This is a genomic window from Janibacter limosus NBRC 16128 (genome assembly GCF_001570985.1).
Classification (GTDB): domain Bacteria; phylum Actinomycetota; class Actinomycetes; order Actinomycetales; family Dermatophilaceae; genus Janibacter; species Janibacter limosus.
The window spans coordinates 1-18409 of record NZ_BCSS01000016.1; the positions used below are offsets into that span (position 1 = coordinate 1).

18 protein-coding genes are annotated in these 18409 nt (G+C 71.0%); 6 read left to right on the forward strand and 12 right to left on the reverse strand.

From position 1 onward, the window contains the following. Nucleotides 1–2: 2 nt before the first annotated feature. A complete protein-coding gene (hrcA, locus tag JLI01S_RS07705; protein WP_068262620.1) occupies nt 3–1040 on the reverse strand; it encodes a heat-inducible transcriptional repressor HrcA in 1038 nt (345 codons plus the stop codon). 140 nt (nt 1041–1180) lie between these two features. Here hrcA and JLI01S_RS07710 point away from each other — a divergent pair, with 140 nt between their 5' ends. Next, complete coding sequence (locus JLI01S_RS07710) at nt 1181–2059, forward strand: DUF3097 domain-containing protein (RefSeq protein ID WP_068262623.1); 879 nt, start codon at nt 1181–1183, stop codon at nt 2057–2059. Between the two features lie 52 nt (nt 2060–2111). Here the strand turns inward: JLI01S_RS07710 and fabG are convergent, their stop codons facing one another. From fabG to hemW, 3 genes are read right to left on the reverse strand one after another with little or no spacing between them, the layout of a single operon-like run. After that, complete coding sequence (fabG, locus tag JLI01S_RS07715) at nt 2112–2867, reverse strand: 3-oxoacyl-ACP reductase FabG (RefSeq protein ID WP_068262627.1); 756 nt, start codon at nt 2865–2867, stop codon at nt 2112–2114. A 54-nt stretch (nt 2868–2921) separates the two neighbouring features. Further along, nucleotides 2922–3572: a trimeric intracellular cation channel family protein gene (locus JLI01S_RS07720; RefSeq protein WP_068262630.1), complete on the reverse strand. Its 651-nt coding sequence runs from the start codon at nt 3570–3572 to the stop codon at nt 2922–2924. After that, entirely contained in the window at nt 3565–4749 is a 1185-nt protein-coding gene (gene hemW, locus JLI01S_RS07725; RefSeq protein WP_084349281.1) for a radical SAM family heme chaperone HemW, read from the reverse strand. Before hemW ends, JLI01S_RS07720 begins: the two co-directional genes overlap by 8 nt. Before the next feature lie 36 nt (nt 4750–4785). On the opposite strand from hemW, the gene JLI01S_RS07730 reads away from it, so the two are divergent. After that, on the forward strand, nt 4786–5559 hold the full coding sequence (locus JLI01S_RS07730) for a tyrosine-protein phosphatase (protein ID WP_068262791.1): 774 nt from the start codon (nt 4786–4788) through the stop codon (nt 5557–5559). A gap of 3 nt (nt 5560–5562) precedes the next feature. On the opposite strand, the gene JLI01S_RS07735 is transcribed toward JLI01S_RS07730, so the two are convergent. The 4 genes from JLI01S_RS07735 to lepA form a co-directional block, all read right to left on the reverse strand. Next, nucleotides 5563–6036, reverse strand: coding sequence for a hotdog fold domain-containing protein (locus JLI01S_RS07735; RefSeq protein WP_068262634.1), 474 nt, complete (start codon nt 6034–6036; stop codon nt 5563–5565). A 68-nt stretch (nt 6037–6104) separates the two neighbouring features. After that, nucleotides 6105–6368, reverse strand: a complete 264-nt coding sequence (locus JLI01S_RS07740) for a VOC family protein (RefSeq protein WP_245634556.1) — start codon at nt 6366–6368, stop codon at nt 6105–6107. A 186-nt stretch (nt 6369–6554) separates the two neighbouring features. Further along, nucleotides 6555–7187: a helix-turn-helix domain-containing protein gene (locus JLI01S_RS07745; RefSeq protein ID WP_157074865.1), complete on the reverse strand. Its 633-nt coding sequence runs from the start codon at nt 7185–7187 to the stop codon at nt 6555–6557. 36 nt (nt 7188–7223) lie between these two features. Further along, on the reverse strand, nt 7224–9122 hold the full coding sequence (lepA, locus tag JLI01S_RS07750; protein ID WP_245634557.1) for a translation elongation factor 4: 1899 nt from the start codon (nt 9120–9122) through the stop codon (nt 7224–7226). A gap of 81 nt (nt 9123–9203) precedes the next feature. Between lepA and JLI01S_RS07755 the strand changes: the two genes are divergently transcribed. Then, nucleotides 9204–9647, forward strand: coding sequence for a type II toxin-antitoxin system PemK/MazF family toxin (locus JLI01S_RS07755; RefSeq protein WP_068262642.1), 444 nt, complete (start codon nt 9204–9206; stop codon nt 9645–9647). Between the two features lie 101 nt (nt 9648–9748). Here the strand turns inward: JLI01S_RS07755 and rpsT are convergent, their stop codons facing one another. The 4 genes from rpsT to JLI01S_RS07775 all read right to left on the reverse strand — a co-directional run bounded on the left by rpsT (nt 9749) and on the right by JLI01S_RS07775 (nt 14369). After that, nucleotides 9749–10009, reverse strand: a complete 261-nt coding sequence (gene rpsT, locus JLI01S_RS07760; protein ID WP_068262645.1) for a 30S ribosomal protein S20 — start codon at nt 10007–10009, stop codon at nt 9749–9751. Nucleotides 10010–10207: 198 nt separating this feature from the next. Continuing rightward, nucleotides 10208–11164, reverse strand: a complete 957-nt coding sequence (gene holA, locus JLI01S_RS07765) for a DNA polymerase III subunit delta (protein WP_068262648.1) — start codon at nt 11162–11164, stop codon at nt 10208–10210. Beyond that, on the reverse strand, nt 11161–12135 hold the full coding sequence (locus tag JLI01S_RS07770; protein ID WP_068262651.1) for an aldo/keto reductase: 975 nt from the start codon (nt 12133–12135) through the stop codon (nt 11161–11163). Before JLI01S_RS07770 ends, holA begins: the two co-directional genes overlap by 4 nt. An 11-nt stretch (nt 12136–12146) precedes the next feature. Further along, the gene (locus JLI01S_RS07775; RefSeq protein ID WP_068262654.1) at nt 12147–14369 is read right to left on the reverse strand and encodes an ATP-dependent DNA helicase; all 2223 of its coding nucleotides are present in this window, start codon (nt 14367–14369) and stop codon (nt 12147–12149) included. Between the two features lie 127 nt (nt 14370–14496). Between JLI01S_RS07775 and JLI01S_RS07780 the strand changes: the two genes are divergently transcribed. The 3 genes from JLI01S_RS07780 to JLI01S_RS07790 are packed head-to-tail and all read left to right on the forward strand — an operon-like array spanning nt 14497 to nt 18409. Beyond that, nucleotides 14497–16566 carry an MMPL family transporter gene (locus tag JLI01S_RS07780; RefSeq protein WP_245634558.1) on the forward strand — a complete coding sequence of 690 codons (2070 nt, stop codon included), beginning with the start codon at nt 14497–14499 and terminating at the stop codon, nt 16564–16566. Then, nucleotides 16563–17780 (forward strand): sensor histidine kinase, encoded by a 1218-nt coding sequence (locus JLI01S_RS07785; protein WP_068262657.1) that lies wholly within the window; start codon nt 16563–16565, stop codon nt 17778–17780. Before JLI01S_RS07780 ends, JLI01S_RS07785 begins: the two co-directional genes overlap by 4 nt. Next, nucleotides 17777–18409 carry a response regulator gene (locus JLI01S_RS07790; protein WP_068262659.1) on the forward strand — a complete coding sequence of 211 codons (633 nt, stop codon included), beginning with the start codon at nt 17777–17779 and terminating at the stop codon, nt 18407–18409. The genes JLI01S_RS07785 and JLI01S_RS07790 overlap by 4 nt, the downstream gene beginning before the upstream one ends.

Consider the following 18409-nt stretch of genomic DNA (forward strand, 5'->3'; position numbering starts at 1 on the left):
GGTCAGGCGTCCACGATCCGCGAGAGATAGGCGGCGACGGCACGTACCTGCGCCATCGTCGCCGGATAGTCCATGCGGGTCGGCCCGAGCACCCCGACGGCGCCCACCTGCTCGTCGCCGGACCCGTAACCGGAGGTGATGAGCGAGGTGCTCTGCAGACCGGAGACGGGGTTCTCCGAGCCGATGCGCACCGAGACACCCGAGATGTCCTGCGTGGCCTCGGCGCTGAGGAGCCGGAGCAGGACGACATGTTGCTCGAGGACGTCGAGCACCGGCTCGAGCGTCATCGGGAAGTCGCTGGAGCTGCGCGCGAGGTTGGCGGTGCCGGCGAGCGTCACCTTGGTCGCGCGCTCCTCGGCCAGGGCCTCCTCGATCGAGGCGAGGACACCCGCGGTGAGTGCGTCCTCGGTGTCGGCGTCCTCGTCGTGCAGGGTCCCCAGCGAGGCGAGCGCGTCGGCCAACCGGCGGTCCCGGGTCGCGGCATTGATCCGGGCCCGGGCGCTGGCCAGGGTGGCGGCGCCGTCAGCGGTCATGTAGTCGACGCCGATCGGCACGACCCGCTGCTCCACCCGGCCGCTGCCCATGATGACGACGACCATGAGCCGGGTCTCGCTCATGGGCACGAGCTCGATGTGCTTGACCGTGCTGCGGGTCAGGGACGGGTACTGCACGACCGCGACCTGACGGGTCAGGGTCGACAGCAGGCGCACGGTGCGATCGAGGACGACGTCGAGATCGTCAGAACCCTCGAGGTAGTCGGTGATCGCGGCGCGCTCGCCGCGGGACATGGGCCGCACGGCCGCCAGACGGTCGACGAAGAGGCGGTAGCCGGCATCGGTGGGAATGCGTCCGGCAGAGGTGTGCGGGGCGGCGATCAGGCCCTCGTCCTCGAGTGCCGCCATGTCGTTGCGCACGGTCGCTGCCGAGACATTGAGCTGGTGGCGGTCGAGCAGTGCCTTGGAGCCGACGGGCTCGGAGGTCTGCACGTAGTCCTCGACGATGGCGCTCAGCACGGCCATGCGGCGATGCTCCTGACTCATCCTGACCTCCCTTCGACACACCCGATCGGACCGCTGGCACTCGGTCCACCTGAGTGCCAAGTCTACGACCGTGGCAGGCATTCCCCGGAATCCGGCGTGCCGCCACCGCGAGGCCGGTCTCTTGCGCCTACGGTCCCAGCGTGAGCGATCGATATGGCAAGGATGTCCTCTCCGGTGACTGGAAGTCCACGGGGAGGTTGTCACGCCCAACGTCCCAGGCCCTGGAGGCCACCCGCGGAACCGTCGTCGAGGACGTCGAGACCGGCTGGGTCGGCGCCGTCGTCTCGGTCGAGAAGGCCGGCGGCGTGCACGTCGTCCACCTGGAGGACCGCCGCGGCAAGGTCAAGGCCTTCCCCCTCGGTCCCGGCTTCCACGTCGACGGGCGCCCGGTCACGCTCACCGCGCCGAAGGGGGCCCAGCGCGCGGCCCTCGCCACGGTCCAGCAGCAGTCCTCGCGCACCGCGAGCGGATCGGTGGCCGTCCACGACGGCAAGGCCAAGGTCGCCCTCGCATCCAGGATCTTCGTCGAGGGTCGCCACGATGCCGAGCTCGTCGAGAAGGTCTGGGGCCACGATCTGCGCGTCGAGGGCATCGTCGTCGAGCCGCTCGACGGGGTCGACGACCTGGCCGCCGCGATCCGCGACTTCTCCCCCGGCCGCGGCCGCCGGATGGGCGTACTCGTCGACCACCTCGTGCCCGGCAGCAAGGAATCGCGCATCGTCGCCGAGGCCAACACGGTGGCGCCCGACCACGTGCTCGTCGTCGGGCACCCCTATGTCGACGTGTGGCAGTCGGTGCGCCCCCAGCGCCTCGGCATGGAGGCCTGGCCGACGATCCCCCGCTCCATGGAGTGGAAGCGCGGGATCTGCGCCCACCTGGGCTGGGCCCACGACTCGCAGACCGACATCGCGCGGGCGTGGAAGCAGATCCTCGGGACCGTGCGCTCCTACGCCGACCTCGAGCCCGCCCTGCTCGGTCGGGTCGAGGAGCTCATCGACTTCGTCACTGCGCCCCAGTAACCCGTCCGCACGCTCAGGCCCTGGTCGGCTCAGGATGTTACGCGCGAGGCGATCAGTCGCGCGGACCGCCCGCCACGTAGATGACCTGACCGGAGACGAAGCCGGCCTCTTCGGAGAGCAAGAAGGCCGCGGTGGCGGCGATGTCCTCGGGCTGGCCGACCCGGCCGACCGGGGTCTCCTTGGCCGCGTAGGCGAGGAAGTCCTCGAAGGGCACACCCATCCGCTCGGCCGTCGCAGCCGTCATGTCCGTCTGGATGAATCCGGGCGCGATCGCGTTGGCCGTCACACCGAACTTGCCGAGCTCGATCGCCAGGGTCTTGGTGAATCCCTGCATGCCGGCCTTGGCCGCGGAGTAGTTGACCTGCCCGCGGTTGCCCAGGGCGGAGGTCGAGGACAGGTTGACGATGCGGCCGTACTTCTCCTGCGTCATGTGCGCCTGGGCAGCCTTGGTCATGAGGAAGGCGCCACGCAGGTGCACCGCCATGACGGAGTCCCAGTCGTCGACGGACATCTTGAAGAGCATGTTGTCGCGGATGATCCCGGCGTTGTTGACGAGCAGCGTGGGGGCGCCGAGCTCCTCGGCGACCCGGGCGACGCCGGCCTCGACCTGCTCGGGGTCGGACACGTCGACGCCGACGGCGAGGGCGGTGCCGCCGCCCTCGGTGATCTCGTCGACGACGACCTGACAGGCCGACTCGTCGAGGTCGAGCACGGCGATGTGGTGGCCCTCCTCTGCGAGGCGCAGGGCGATGGCCCGGCCGATCCCGCGGGCGGCTCCGGTGACGATGGCAGTACGAGTCGTGGTCATACCCTCATCGTGCGTCACGGATACCCGCGAGTCACACCCCAGTCCGAGGACCGGTCATCGGCAGTGGATCCGGCTCGGCTTCCACCTGGGTTCGGTCGGCAGCATCCACCCGCGCTTGCGGGAGAGCAGGCAGACCCCGCCGCCGACGAGGAGCGCACCGAGCGAGGCCAGCGGACCGGTGGTCACCAGGTGGAGCAGCACCAGGGTCACTCCCCCGGCAAAGGCCGCCGTGGCGTAGAGCTCAGAGCGCTGCAGGATCACCGGCACATTGCCGAGCATCATGTCGCGCACGACGCCACCACCACAGGCGGTCAGCACGCCCAGCAGGATCGCCGGCAGCCAGTGGATGTCGTGGAGCAGCGCCTTCTGCGTGCCGACGACCGCCCAGGTCCCCAGCGCGACGGCATCCACCCAGGGGAAGACCTGTCGCCAGCGTCGCCCCTCGAGCCTGACGAGATAGGCGATGGCGGCGGCGGCGAGCGCGACCGTGAGATAGCGCAGGTCGGTCAGTGCCACCGGCTGCACATTGAGCAGCACATCGCGGATCGCCCCACCGCCGAGGGCCGAGACGACGGCGAGCACGGTGAAGCCGACCGGGTCGAGCTGGTAGCGGCGCGCGACGGCGCCACCCAGCAGTCCGTTGGCCAGGACCCCCAGCAGGTCGAAGAAGGCGATGAGGTCCGGGATCTGCGGCACATCAGGCACCGCTGACCACCACGGGGTCGGGCTCACCGGCGATGAGCTGGTGGACGACCGTGTCCGCGAGGAGGCGGCCACGACGAGTCAGGACGACCCGACCGGCGATGGCCGCGCGACCATCGACGAGACCGTCCGCGACGAGCCCGGCGACCGCCCTTCGCCCCTGCGCCGTCAGGAGACCGGTCGGGAGCCCCTCGCGCAACCGCACCCCGAGCAGGATCTCCTCGTCGGCTCGCTGCTCGGCCGTCAGCTCCTCGCGCTCGGCCTCCGGGTGGCCCTCGGCGAGGCCCTTGGCCCAGGTCGCGGGGTGCTTGCGGTTCCACCAGCGCGCGCCGTCGACGTGGCTGTGGGCGCCGGGACCCACTCCCCACCAGTCGTGGCTGCGCCAGTAGGCCTCGTTGTGCCGGCAGTGGTCGGCGCCGGTGCGCGCCCAGTTGCTGATCTCGTACCAGTCGTACCCGGCGTCCGCGAGCAGCTGGTCGGCGAGCTCGTACTTGTCGGCCTCGTCGTCACCCGTGGGCATCGGCAGCTCGCCGCGGCGCACGCGGACGGCCATCTTGGTGCCTTCCTCGACGGTGAGGGCATAGGCGGAGAGGTGGTCGGGCTGCAGGGCGATGGCCGTCTCGAGCGAGGTGCGCCACTGGTCCAGGCTCTCCCCCGGCGTGCCGTAGATGAGGTCGAGGCTCACGGCGAGACCAGCGGCGCGGGCTGCCGTCAGCGCGCGGGAGACATTGGCCGGGTCGTGCGTGCGGTCGAGCGTGGCGAGCACCTGCGGCACCGCCGACTGCATGCCGATGCTCACCCGGGTGAACCCGCCGTCAGCCAGAGTCCGCAGCGACTCCTCGGTCACGCTGTCGGGGTTGGCCTCGGTGGTCACCTCGACGTCGTCGGCCAGCCCCCAGCGCTCGCGCACCGCGTCGAGGAAGCGCACGAGGTCCTGCGGCGGCAGGAGGGTCGGCGTGCCACCGCCGACGAAGACCGTCGAGACCGGTGGCGCGTCCGGCAGCGTGGTGGCCGCCAGGTCCAGCTCGAGGATCGCGGCGTCGACGAAGGTCGCGACGCTCGCACCCTGCGCACCGCCCACGGGGCCGAGCTCAGTAGCGGTGTAGGTGTTGAAGTCGCAGTACCCGCAACGGACCGTGCAGAAGGGCACGTGGAGGTAGATGCCGAAGGGGGGACGCACGCGGCCATCCTCCCACCCGGTGGCTACGGTGGGCTCATGACCCGATGGATCGAGCTCGATGGCGTCGTCAACATGCGTGACCTCGGTGGCCTGCCCACCCGCGATGGGCGCGGTACGCGAGAGGGGCGGTTGATCCGCAGCGACAACCTGCAGGACCTGAGCGAAGGGGACGTCCGTCGCCTCATCGAGGAGGTCGGCGTGAGTGACGTGGTCGACCTGCGCAGCAATGTCGAGTACGAGGTCACCGGGCAGGGCCCGTTGCGGGCCACTCCGCTGACGCACCACCACTTCAGCCTCCTCGCCGAGGACGAGGACCCTGACCGGACCGTCGAGGAGGCCCTCGCACTGCGCTGGGGACGGGAGGAGTCGGCTCCACGCGATGGCGACTTCTGGGGGCGTCACTACACCGGCTACCTCACCAAGCGGCCCGACTCCGTCGCTGCGGCCCTGGCCGCGGTCCGCGACAGCGCGGGCGGTGCCGTCGTCCACTGCGCTGCGGGCAAGGACCGCACCGGGACGGTCGTCGGGATGGCCCTGTCCGTCGCCGGGGTCCCGGAGGAAGAGATCATCTCCGACTACGTCCGCACGGCCGAGCGGCTGGAGCGGATCATGGGGCGGCTCATCGAGGTCGAGCCGTACAAGCGCTCACTGCCCAGCCACACCCTCGACGAGCAGCTGCCCCGCGCGGAGTCGATGGAGTCAGTCCTCACCCACCTCGACGAGGGGTACGGCGGCACGGTCGGCTGGCTCACGGCCAGCGGGTGGACCGAGGCCGATGTCGAGGCGCTGCGCGTGCGCCTGACGGTCTGAGCCTCAGGCCTTCTTCGGCTTCTCGGTGACGTAGACCGGGATGACGCCCTCCACGACGACCACACCGTCGGTGCGCACGGCCTTGACCTTGATGTCCACATCGCCCGGAGTCGCTGCCCACTGCTTGGGGTCGGTCTCGGCGACGCAGAGCAGGTCGGTCGTCGACTTCGCGAGGTAGCTGACCTGCAGGCCGCGGGGCAGCCAGCGCTTGTCGGCCGGGCAGGTCGCCTCGGCGACCAGGCCCATCGCGGCCTCCAGCCCGTTGCACACCGCGATGGCGTGCAGGGTGCCGATGTGGTTGTGCACCCGCTTGCGATTGCGGATCGACAGCTCGGCGTAGTTGGGTCGCACCTCGCGCACGACGGGACGCACGGTCGCGAAGTACGGCGCCTTGACGCTGTAGAGGAGGGAAAAGATGCGCTTGCCCGCCGGGAGCTTGGCGATGCGCTGGTAGAGGTCGAAGGTCTGCTGGGCCATGTGTCGCACCCTAGGCTCGGGCACCCTTGCGCTGGAAGCCCACACGACGTCGGCTGCGTCACGCAGGGCTACCCCGCGTAGGTGCCGAAGCTCCAGGAGTTGCCCTCGGGGTCGAGGATGCTGAAGCCGCGCGACCCGTAGTCGCTGTCCTCCATCGGCCGGGTGAAGGTGACTCCCTCCGCCTCGGCACGGGCGTGCACGGCATCCGGCTCGTCGGTGACGACGTAGAGCATCGCGCCACCGACCGGCATCGTGAAGTGCGGGTCGTCGGGACGCGCGCTGGAGATCATGACCCGGCCCCCTTCGGGCCAGAGCATCTCGCTGTGCTGCACGATCCCGCCCTCACCGTCCACGAGGATGCCCTCGGCGAACCCGAGCGAGAGCAGCCATGCCCTCAGGGCCAGCGGATCGCGGGCCGCTCCAGATGTTGTGGTCGGCGCGGGGTGTGGTCTCGGTCGCGGTGTCCATGACCTCAGGATGACGCGTCCGCGCCCAGCGCGTCTTGGACGAATGCGATCTCATCGTCCTGGATCCACCGGGTCGGCGAGCTGCCGCCCCTGACCGATCAGGTGCCGACTCTCCTGGAACCTCATGACGCGGGCCGTCGTCTTGGGTGCGTGGCCGTACTCCTGACGGAACTGGGTGCTCAGGTGCCGCGTGGACCACCCGACCTCGGCGGCGATCTCGCGGATCGGTGCCCGCCCGTGGCTGCGCCGCAGCAGGCGCCAGGCGTGCTCGACCTCGGGGCGCGGCCGCCGCGTCACCTCACGGCGGGCGAAGAGCGCCTCGACGACGAGGGCGAACCGGGACTCCCACCCTTCGGTCCCGGACAGCTGCTCGTGCAGCCGGCGGGCCGTCGGGCCCACGAGGACGTCGAGGTCGACGGACGTGCCGGCCAGCTCGCCGGCAGGGCCGCCGAGGAGCAGCGCCGGACCAGCGTGCAGCCCGGCCACCATCGCGTCATGACGCCCCTCGCGGCCGTCCGCGTCGACGAGGTCGAGCGGGGCGTCGAGCGAGAGCACGAGGGTGATCGTGTCCGAGGGCATCCCGATCTGCGTGCCCGGTCGCGCGCCCGTGATGCGGTACCCGACCATCGACTCGACGAAGGGGGTCAGGCCACCGGGGAGGGATGCCTCGACGAACTGCACCATGCCCGCCACGCTACTCCCGGGCGAGCTGAGGCAGGCCTACTTCTTGGCCTTGTCCACCGCGTCGTCGTCGGCCGAGAGAGCAGCGATGAAGGCCTCCTGCGGGACCTCGACGGTGCCGATGTTCTTCATCCGCTTCTTGCCCTCCTTCTGCTTCTCGAGCAGCTTGCGCTTGCGGGAGATGTCACCGCCGTAGCACTTGGCGAGCACGTCCTTGCGGATGGCGCGGATGGTCTCGCGGGCGATGATCCGGGCGCCGATGGCGGCCTGGATCGGCACCTCGAACTGCTGCCTCGGGATGAGCTCCTTGAGCTTGCCGGCCATCATGTTGCCATAGGCATAGGCCCTGTCCTTGTGGACGACGGCGCTGAAGGCGTCGACGGCCTCGCCCTGCAGGAGGATGTCGACCTTGACCAGGTCGGCGACCTGGTCACCGGACTCCTGGTAGTCCAGCGACGCATAGCCGCGGGTCTTGGACTTCAGCTGGTCGAAGAATCCGAAGACGATCTCGGCAAGAGGCAGCGTGTAGCGCAGCTCCACCCGGTCCTCGGACAGGTAGTCCATGCCGCCGAGCTGGCCACGCTTGGACTGGCACAGCTCCATGATGGCGCCGATGAACTCGCTCGGCGCGAGGATCGTGGCCTTGACGACCGGCTCACGGACCTCGGAGACCTTGCCGTAGGGAAACTCGCTGGGGTTGGTCACGATGATCTCGGAGCCGTCGTCCATCGTCACCTCGTAGACCACATTGGGCTGGGTCGAGATGAGGTCGAGGTTGAACTCGCGCTCGAGGCGCTCACGCACGATCTCCAGGTGCAGCAGACCCAGAAAGCCACAGCGGAAGCCGAACCCGAGGGCGACGGAGGTCTCCGGCTCGTAGACCAGGGCGGCGTCGTTGAGCTTCAGCTTGTCGAGAGCATCCCGCAGGGTCGGGTAGTCGCTGCCGTCGAGCGGGTAGAGCCCAGAGAAGACCATCGGCTTGGGGTCCTTGTAGCCACCGATCGCGCTCTCCGCGGGCTTGCCCGCATTGGTGACGGTGTCACCGACCTTGGACTGACGCACGTCCTTGACACCCGTGATGAGGTAGCCGACCTCGCCGACCCCCAGGCCCTTGCTCGCGTGCATCTCCGGGGAGCTGACACCGATCTCGAGGAGCTCGTGGGTGGCCCTCGTCGACATCATGACGATCTTTTCGCGGGGGTTGAGGTCACCGTCGACGACCCGCACATAGGTGACGACACCGCGGTAGTTGTCGTAGACGGAGTCGAAGATCATCGCTCGGGCGGGCGCATCGGGGTCGCCGACCGGCGGCGGCAGCTTGGCGACGATCTCGTCGATGAGCTCCTCGACCCCGTCGCCCGTCTTGCCGCTGACCCGCAGGACGTCCTCGGGCTCGCACCCGATGAGTCCGGCGATCTCCTCCGCGTACTTCTCCGGCTGGGCGGCCGGCAGGTCGATCTTGTTGAGCACCGGGATGATCGTCAGGTTGTTTTCCATCGCCAGGTAGAGGTTGGCGAGGGTCTGCGCCTCGATCCCCTGTGCGGCGTCGACGAGCAGGACGGCACCCTCGCACGCGGCGAGTGACCGGGAGACCTCGTAGGTGAAGTCGACGTGCCCCGGGGTGTCGATCATGTTGAGGCAGTAGGTCTGACCGTCCTGCTCCCAGGGGATGCGGACGGCCTGGGACTTGATCGTGATCCCGCGCTCGCGCTCGATGTCCATGCGGTCGAGGTACTGCGCGCGCATCGCCCGCGCCTCGACGACTCCGGTGATCTGCAGCATCCGGTCGGCGAGCGTGGACTTGCCGTGGTCGATGTGCGCGATGATGCAGAAGTTGCGGATCTGCTCCGGCGGAGTCGCGTTGGGCTGGAGGGCCTCACGGGCCTGGGGTGACACGGGTGGCGGACCTCGGTTTCGACGGGACAGGGCTTCGACCATCCTCCCATGAGGAGGCGTCCCGCCCGGAATCCCCGCCGCGCACCGGGCCACTTGCCCCCTGGCGTGGTTAGCGTGGACGACATGGACGACACCTACCCCGGCGACTTCGCCGGCACCCCCGAGCTGCAGTGGGCCCCGACGCCCGACGACCCGACGCCCTCACCCGGCGAGGTCGTGTGGGCCTGGGTCCCCTACGAGGAGGACCACAGCCAGGGCAAGGATCGCCCGGTCCTGCTCATCGGCACGGACGGCGAGTGGCTCCTCGGGCTGCAGCTGACCAGCTCGGACCACGACCTGGATGCCGAGCAGGAGGCCCGGGCGGGCCGACGGTGGATCGACATCGGCTCCGGCGCCTGGGACAGCAAGGGCCGGCGCAGCGAGGCCCGGATCAACCGCGTGCTGCGGGTGGACCCGGCTGCGGTCCGTCGGGACGGCGCGGTGCTCGACGAGCAGGTCTTCACCGCGGTCACCGACGCGGTGCGCGCGGTCGCCGAGGGACGCAGCTACGACGACGACCCCGTGTGACCGCACGACCTCAGGGAGATGCGCATTCCCCCACGGCATGACGAAGGGGGCCGGTCACCGTGATGGTGACCGGCCCCCTTCGAGGTCTGGCTGGCGTCGGCTCAGAGAGCGTTGACGCGCTTGGCCAGACGCGACTTCTTGTTGGCCGCCTGGTTGGCGTGCAGGACGCCCTTGGTGACGGCCTTGTCCAGCTTGGTGCTGGCGGTCACGAGCGCGGCCTTGGCCGCCTCGGCGTCACCGGCGTCGACAGCCGTGCGGACCTTGCGGATCCACGTGCGCAGCTCGGACTTGGCGGCGCGGTTGCGCTCGGTCCGGGCGGCGTTGGTCTTGACGCGCTTGATCTGGGACTTGATGTTTGCCACAGGAAATGTCTCTCTTGGTCGTCGAAAATTTTGCCGTTAGAGGGCGGCAAGGCGGCTCGGGACCGGCGTGGGGATACCGTGGGAGAGTCGCCCTGGATGCTGCTTGCGATGCGCGCACGACCATGCGCGCACGCGAAGGATCAATCTAGCAGCGGTCAGGCACCCTCACCAAAACCGCGGACGGCGGTGGCCATCACGTCAGCCGCCGTTGCGCTCCCGGGTGATCGTCAGGACCGCCTTCTCCACCGCATAGACGGGGTCGCGCCCGCCACCCTTGACCTCGAAGTCGGCTGCCGCGACCGCCTGGATGCTGCGCCCGAGGGCGTCACCGCCCCAGCCCTGGAGGGAGCGGCGTGCCTTGTCCACCTGCCACGGCGCCATGCCGAGCTCGCGGGCGAGGTCGGCGCTGCGGCCACGCCCCGCTCCCCCGACCCTGGCCAGCTGGCGCAGCTGCTGGGCCAGGACCGCGACGATCGGCACGGGGTCCACGCCGACATTGACCGCGTGCCGCAGCAGACGCAGTGCCTCCCCGGTCTGACCCGCCACCGCGGCATCGGCGACCTTGAAGCCCGTCGCCTCGACACGACCACCGTGATAGCGCTCCACGACATCGGCGTCGATGACGCCTGTCGTGTCGTCGACGAGCTGCTGGCAGGCCGAGGCTAGCTCGCGCACGTCCTTGCCCACGGCCTCGACGAGCGCCTGGATCGCTTCGGGCGCCGCCTTGCGGCGGGCGCGGCGGAACTCGTTGGACACGAAGTCCGCCTTGTCGCGGTCGCTCTTGATGGCAGGCGCCTCGAGGATGAGCGCCTTCGCCTTCTTGAGGGTGTCGAGGACCTTTTTGCCCCTGTTGCCCGAGGCGTGGGTGACGACCAACGTCACCGAGTCCGCCGGGTCGGCGAGGTAGTCCAGCAGGTCGACCTGGAGGGCATCGGGCGCCTGGTGCAGGTCACGCACCACGATCAGCTTGTCCTCACCGAAGAGGGACGGGCTGGCATGGACGCTCAGCTCGCCCTCCTCGTAGCCCTCGGCCCTCAGCGTGATGACCTCGAGCTCCGGAGCGGTGACCTTGACGTCGGCGATGACCTGGTCGATCGCGCGATCGGCGAGGACCGCCTCGGGACCCTGGACCAGGACGAGCGGCGAGGTGCTCAAAAGAGCGCGACCTTGGGCGCCGCCGGGAAGATCTCCTCGAGCGCGGCCTCGTCCTCGGGGGTCGGAACCCAGCACACCGCCTCGGCATTGTGCTGGATCTGCTCGGGCCGGGTGGCGCCGGCGATGACACTGTCGACGCGCGGCCGGGAGGCCAGCCAGGAGAAGGCCACCTGCAGCTCGGTGAGACCGCGCTCGCGGGCGAAGTCACCGAAGGCTCGCAGCTGGTCGAGGTCGGCCTCCTGCAGCAGGTACTGCCGCGAGTGGGTCAGCCGGCTGCCCTCGGGTGCCGCGCCGGAGGAGTACTTGCCGGTGAGCAGTCCGCTGGCCAGCGGGAAGTACGGCAGCACCCCCAGTCCGTAAGCCTCAGCGGCCGGCACGACCTCGAGCTCGGCCCGGCGGTCGAGCAGGTTGTAGTGGCTCTGGCTCGAGATGAAGCGGGCACCTCCGCGGGCACGGGCGACGAACTCGGCCTCCGCGATCTGCCAGCCGGCCCGGTTGGAGTGACCGATGTAGCGCACCTTGCCCGAGCGGACGAGGTCGTCCAGAGCGTCGAGGGTCTCCTCGATCGGGGTCAGCGGGTCGGGGGTGTGCAGCTGGTACAGGTCGATGTGGTCGGTGCCCAGGCGCCGCAGCGAGGCCTCGACAGCGGTCGTGATGTAGCGCCGCGAGCCGCGCGCCCCGAAGTCAGGGCCATTGGCCCCGGACAGGTCCATGCCGAACTTGGTCGCGAGCACGATCTCGTCACGCCGACTGCCCAGCGCCTTGCCGAGCATCGTCTCGGACAGCCCCGGCTCGGCGCCGTAGGTGTCCGCGGTGTCGAAGAGAGTCACGCCGGCATCGAGCGCCGCGTGGATGATCGCGTCCGTGCCCTCCTGGGTCTGCGTGACCGCACCACGGCGCCCGAGGTTGTTGCAGCCGAGGCCGACGACGGAGACGGACAGACCGGAGTGACCGAGGCGACGAAGTTCCATGGGTCGACAGGCTAGCCGCGGGTCGGGACAACCAGCCCGAGCGCCTCGGCCCTGGCCACGACCGCGGACTCGTCTCGGTCCAGCGAGGCGGCCAGCTCCTCGAGCGGCAGTCCGAGATCGGCCCCGTCACGCAGCTCGTCGTCGTCCTGCGCGGACCAGCCATCGCCCAGCACCACGGCGGTGCGCACGCTGCCCGCCGTGCCGGGATCAGCGACCGTGCCGGTGAGGCCGCGCTTGACGGGATCAGCGACCGGCAGCACCTCTGGGGCGATCTCGTCGAGTCGTCGCAGAGCCCCGAGGACGAGGTCACGATCGGTCGTCGGCCAGAAGGGAGGAAGGGAGCGCTGCAGGAAGCCGGCGTAGCGCGCCTTGATCATCCGGTTGTCGAGGAAGGCGACCACGCCCCGGTCGTCACCCCGTCGGATGAGGCGCCCGGCTCCCTGCGCGAGCCGCAGCGCGGCATGCGTCGCCGACACGGCCATGAAGCCGTTGCCACCGCGCCGAGCGATCTCCTGCGTGCGCGCGGAGGACAGCGGGTCGTCCGGGCGGGGGAAGGGGATGCGGTCGATGAGCACGAGCTGGCAGCTGCTGCCGGGCACGTCGACGCCCTGCCACAGGGTGAGCGTGCCGAAGAGGATCGTCTTGGGGTCGCGCGCGAAGTCGCGCACGAGCGTGCCGATCATGTCCTCGCCCTGGCACAGGACGGTGTAGTCGTCGTCGAGCCGCTCGCGCATCGCCTCGGAGGCCTCCTTGGCCGCGCGCATGGAGGAGAAGAGACCGAGGGTGCGCCCACCGGCGGCCCGGACGAGGGCCTCGATCTCGTCGAGGGTCTGCGACGCGAGCCCGTCCCGGCCGGGTGCGGGCAGGTGCTCGGCGACGTAGGCGATGCCCTGCTGCTGGTAGTCGAAGGGCGACCCGACGTCCAGCCCGGTCCACTCCGGGGCGCCCGGTCCGCGCAGACCGAGGGTGCCGGCGACGGCGTCGAACGTGCCCCCCAGCTCGAGCGTCGCGGAGGTGAGGATGACCGTGCGGTCGCGCACCGCCTCGTCCTCGTCGGTCGCGCCGGTGCCGAAGATCCGCTCGCGCATCCGCATCGCCACGCTCATCGGGGCCACCCGCAGCAGCGGCCCACGGCGCATGTCCCGACTGACCCAGATGACGTCCAGCTCGTGCTCCTGGAGCATCCGGCCAGCGGTCTCGTGCACCTCGTCGACGGACGCGAGCGCGATCTGGCGTGCGCCATCGACCTGCTCGCCCTTGGGTGGCTTCATCTCGGTGAGCAGATTGCGGCTGACCTCGCGGCAGCGCCCGAGCACCGTGGCCAGGGCGTCGGGGATCCCGGTCGTCAGGCGCCCCTCGGGCGCCTCCTCGAGCACGGCCTCGAGGTCCGTGGCCAGGTCGTCGAGCGCGTCGGAGGACTCGGCGAACTTGCGCGCACGCTTGGCCGCGGCCCGCACGCCTCCCGGCGCCAGCTCGTCGGTGACCGTCGAAGTCACCCGGTCGACGAGCTCGTGCGCCTCGTCGATGACGAGGACGTCGTGATCCGGGAGCATCGGGCGCCCCTCGAAGGCGTCGATGGCCATGAAGGAGTGGTTGGTGACGATGACGTCGACGTCCTTGGCCGCCTCGCGGGAGCGCTCGACGAAGCACTCACCGACCATCGGGCACTTGGAGCCCAGGCACTCCTGCGCGGAGACGGAGACCTGACGCCAGGCCTTCTCCGAGACACCGGGCACGAGCTCGTCGCGGTCACCGGACTCGGTCTCGCCGGCCCACTCGCGCACGCGCACGACCTCCTTGCCCAGCCACCCGGCCTGGGCGTCGGCCTCGCCGACGTCGAAGAGCCCGTCCTCGTCATCGGGGAAACCGCCATCCGTCTTGTGCTTGCAGACGTAGTTGCGCCGTCCCTTGACGATCGCGTAGGTCGGGCGACGCTTCAGGTGGCCGGCCAGGGCATCAGCGAGCCGAGGCATGTCGCGGTCGACGATCTGGCCCTGCAGCGCGAGGGTCGCCGTGGCGACGACGGCGGGCTTGCCGACCCGCTGGGCGTGCTCGACGGCGGGGACGAGGTAGGCCAGCGACTTGCCGGTACCGGTGCCGGCCTGGACGAGCAGGTGCTCCTGCGTGTCGATGGCCCGGGCGACGGCCACGGCCATCTCGACCTGACCCTCACGGGTGGAGCCACCGAGTCCCCCGACGGCGGCGGCGAGCAGGGATTCGACAGTCGAGGACACGCGACCACCCTAAGTCCCCAGAGCGACAGCCCCATGCAGCCATCCACAGGGTCCATCAAAAGGTTGACCCCAGGACCAACCTCCCGCGCGATGTGCCGGCACCCCCTTCGGCGGTGGACTGGATGTCATGACAGCGACCCTGCGCCCCCACCCCCCCGGCTCACCACCTCGAGCCCCCCGCCCGACCGTCGCGCAGCGCCTGACCGGGCGCCGCGCAGCCGCCCTCGTGCTCGTCCTGGCCGTCCTGCTCGTCGGGCTGGCGAGCACGCTCCTCGGCTCCGCCGAGGCGCCGGCCCGCGGTGACGGGTACGCGGCCACCGCCGAGTCGGCCGTCGTCGCCGACCAGCTGGAGACCTTCCCCGGCAGCGACACCGCCCCCGTCGTCCTCGTCGCGACGAAGGGGGACGCCGACCTCACCAGCGCCGACACCTCCTCCCTCACCGCCCTCGCCGAGCAGCTCGGTGCGAGCACCGCCCACGCGCAGGTCAGCGAGGACGGCCGGGCCGCGACGGTCACCGTCCCGGTACGCACGAGCGAGGACAGCGACACCCAGGTCCAAACCATCGAGGACCTGCGCGCCGACGTCGCCGACCAAGCACCGGACGACCTCACCGTCCAGGTCACCGGTGGACCCGCCTTCGGCGCGGACATCGCCTCCTCCTTCGACGGCGCCAACTTCACCCTGCTCGCCGTGACCATCGGCGTCGTGGCGATCCTGCTGCTGCTCACCTACCGCTCCCCCGTGCTGTGGCTCGTCCCGCTCGCGGTCGTCGGCATCGCCGACCAGCTCGCCGGCACGGTCACCGCGGCCGTCGGCGACTGGAGCGGCCTGCCCTTCGACGCCGGGATCGTGTCCGTCCTCGTCTTCGGCGCCGGCGCCAACTACGCGCTGCTGCTCATCTCGCGCTACCGCGAGGAGCTGCACGAGCACGACGACCACCGCATCGCGCTCGCTGCGGCCTGGCGGGCCACCGTCCTCGCGATCCTCGCGAGCAATGCCACCGTCGTCCTCGCCCTGGGCACCCTGCTCCTCGCGAGCGTCCCCGGGACCCGTGGCCTCGGGCTCGCCTCCGCCGTCGGCCTGGTCATCGCCCTGCTGGCCGTCGTCCTCGTCCTGCCCGCGGCCCTGGCCCTCGTCGGTCGCACGGTCTTCTGGCCCTTCGTCCCGCGCCCCGGTGAGGAGCTGAGCCACGAAGGCCTCTGGGCCGGGATCGCGCGCCGCGTCGTGGCGCGCCCGGGCGCCCACCTCGTCGGCGGCCTGGCCGTCCTGGCCGTCCTCGCCTCGGGGCTGCTGGGCGCGAGCGTCGGTCTGAGCCAGACCGACTCCTTCCGCACCGCCTCCGAGTCCGCCGACGGTCTCGTCACGGTCGGCGAGCACTTCCCCGCCGGGTCCGCCGCCCCCTTCGCGGTCACGACGAGCGAAGGGAGCACCGCCGCGACCGCGTCCGCCCTCGAGTCCGTCGACGGCGTCACCGCGGTCATCCCGTCAGGGACGGACGGCGCCGGCCTGGCCCGTCTCACCGTCATCGGCGAGCCCTCCCCCGGGACGCCCGCCAGCCTCGACCTCGCCCGTGACCTGCGCGCCGTGGCCCACGAGGTCCCCGGTGCCGATGCCTTGGTCGGCGGGGGCTCCGCGCAGCTGCTCGACGCGCGCACCGCAGCCGAGAGCGACCTGAGGACCGTGGCACCGCTCATCCTCCTGGTGAGCTTCGCCGTCCTCGTCCTGCTGCTGCGCGCCGTCATCGGACCGGTCGTGCTCCTGGCGCTCAACGCCGCCAGCGCCCTGGCTGCCATCGGCCTCGGGGCGTGGCTCGACGAGCACCTGCTGGGCCATCCCGCACTCGACGTGCAGGTGCCGCTCGTGGCCTTCCTCTTCCTCGTCGCCCTGGGGATCGACTACACGATCTTCCTCATGCACCGCGCCAGGGCGGAGTCCGCCGAGCACGGGACGAGGGAAGGGGTCGCCCGCGCCGTCGCCCGCACCGGCGGCGTCATCACCAGCGCAGGGATCGTCCTGGCGGCCGTCTTCGCCGCCCTCGGGGTCCTGCCCCTGGTCGTCCTCGGCCAGCTCGGTCTCATCGTGGGGCTCGGTGTCCTGCTCGACACCCTGCTCGTGCGCACGGTCGTCGTGCCCGCCGCGACGGCACTCATCGGCGACCGCTTCTGGTGGCCGGGCCGGGTAGCGTCACGTCGGTGAGCGAGACCATCGACCGGACGGGCACCAGCCGCTGGCTGCGCCTGGGCCAGCACGCCCTCCTCGGCGTGCTGGCCCTCGTCTGCGGGCTGCGGGCCATCGCCGACGGCGCGCACCCGCTGGCCGAGATCGGCGCCCTCGCCGTCTTCGTCGGCTGGTACGCCGCCGGCCCGAGGTTGGCCAGGGAGGGCCGCGGCGGCACGGTGTGGTTCGTCGGGCTGACCCTGCTGTGGGCGGTGCTCGTCGTCGTCTCCCCCGAAAATGTCTGGCTCGCCTTCTCCCTCTGGCTGCTCGCCGGCCACGTCCTGCCCCTCCTGCCCGCCGTGATCGTCTCCCTCGTCGTCTTCGTCGTCGTGGCCCTCGAGCCCGTCAGAGCCACCGGTGAGGCCACCTTCGCCGCGATCATCGGCCCCTTCATCGGCATGGTCGTGGCGCTGGGCGTGGCCAAGGCCCAGCAGGCCCTCGTGCGCGACGGCATGGAGCGTCAGCGACTGATCACCTCGCTCTACGCGGCCCAGGAGGAGTCCGCGGCACTGACCGACGAGCTCGCCCGGGTGCAGCGCGCGGAGGGAGCCTCGAGCGAGCGCACGCGCCTGTCCCGCGACATCCACGACGGGATCGCCCAAGGCTTCTCCTCGATCCTGCTGCTCGCCCGCGCCGCGCTGGCCGAGCAGGATCCCGACCGGCTGCGCGAGATCCTGCGCCATGTCGAGTCCGGCGCCGCCGAGGGCCTCGAGGAGTCACGGCGCGTCGTCGGGGCCCTCGCTCCCGCAGACCTGGACGAAGGGAGCCTCACCGGCGCCGTCCGCCGGGTCACCGAGCGCTTCGCCCAGGAGTCCGGTGTCGCCGCGCGGGTCTCCGTCTCCGGGCAGCTCAGCTCACTGCCCACCACCGCCGAGGTCACCCTGCTGCGCTGCGTGCAGGGCGCCCTCGCCAATGTCCGCACCCACGCCGACGCCCAGCAGGTCGTCGTCAGCCTCGACGAGACGCAGGACTCCGTCCGGGTCGACGTCGTCGACGACGGTCGCGGCTTCGACACCGTCCTCTGGACGGCCACGACTCCCGGGTCCCCCCGCGACGGGGGCTACGGCCTGCGCGCCACCCGAGCACGGCTGCGCGAGCTCGGTGGCGGGTTGGCCATCGAGTCCGCCCCCGGAGAGGGTACTGCGTTGTCGGCGTGGATCCCGTTGTCGCACACCGCCAAGGAGCGCACATGAGCACCAGCACCGTCCGGGTCGTCGTCGTCGAGGACCACCCGGTCACCCGGATGGGCATCGTGGCCCTCCTCGGGCAGGACGAGCGCCTGTCCGTCGTCGGTCAGGCCGGCACCGGCGAGGAGGCTCTCGCAGTCGTCGAGACCGAGCGCCCCGATGTCGTCGTCACCGACCTGCGCCTGGGCGACGGGATGGACGGCGTGGGGGTGACGAGCGCGGTGCGTGCCATGCGCGGCGCGCCGGCCGTGCTCGTCCTGACCACCTACGACACCGACCGCGACATCGTCCGGGCGGTCGAGGCCGGAGCCGCCGGCTACCTGCTCAAGGACGCGGACCCGGCCGACATCGTCGGAGCGGTCGTCGCAGCAGCGCGCGGGGAGTCCGTCCTCTCCCCCGCCCTCGCCCAGCGCGTCGTCGCCCGGATGGGCCGGCAGCAGGCAGACCTGTCGGCCCGCGAGGTCGAGATCCTCACGGCCGTCGCCCAAGGGCTGGGCAACAAGCAGATCGCCCGCACGCTCTTCATCTCCGAGGCGACCGTCAAGACCCACCTCGTGCACGTCTTCACCAAGCTCGACGTCGACTCGCGGACGGCCGCGGTCGCCCGCGCCCGTGAGGACGGACTGATCGGCTGA

Bases quoted from the DNA above. Each gene is read 5' to 3' on its own strand.
- JLI01S_RS07745 (WP_157074865.1), bottom strand. From the start codon at position 7,187: ATGGTGCAGTTCGTCGAGGCATCCCTCCCCGGTGGCCTGACCCCCTTC.
- JLI01S_RS07770 (WP_068262651.1), bottom strand. From the start codon at position 12,135: ATGGAACTTCGTCGCCTCGGTCACTCCGGTCTGTCCGTCTCCGTCGTC.
- fabG (WP_068262627.1), bottom strand. From the start codon at position 2,867: ATGACCACGACTCGTACTGCCATCGTCACCGGAGCCGCCCGCGGGATC.
- JLI01S_RS07755 (WP_068262642.1), top strand. From the start codon at position 9,204: ATGGACGACACCTACCCCGGCGACTTCGCCGGCACCCCCGAGCTGCAG.
- JLI01S_RS07780 (WP_245634558.1), top strand. From the start codon at position 14,497: ATGACAGCGACCCTGCGCCCCCACCCCCCCGGCTCACCACCTCGAGCC.
- JLI01S_RS07735 (WP_068262634.1), bottom strand. From the start codon at position 6,036: ATGGCCCAGCAGACCTTCGACCTCTACCAGCGCATCGCCAAGCTCCCG.
- hrcA (WP_068262620.1), bottom strand. From the start codon at position 1,040: ATGAGTCAGGAGCATCGCCGCATGGCCGTGCTGAGCGCCATCGTCGAG.
- JLI01S_RS07730 (WP_068262791.1), top strand. From the start codon at position 4,786: ATGACCCGATGGATCGAGCTCGATGGCGTCGTCAACATGCGTGACCTC.
- lepA (WP_245634557.1), bottom strand. From the start codon at position 9,122: ATGGTCGAAGCCCTGTCCCGTCGAAACCGAGGTCCGCCACCCGTGTCA.
- JLI01S_RS07790 (WP_068262659.1), top strand. From the start codon at position 17,777: ATGAGCACCAGCACCGTCCGGGTCGTCGTCGTCGAGGACCACCCGGTC.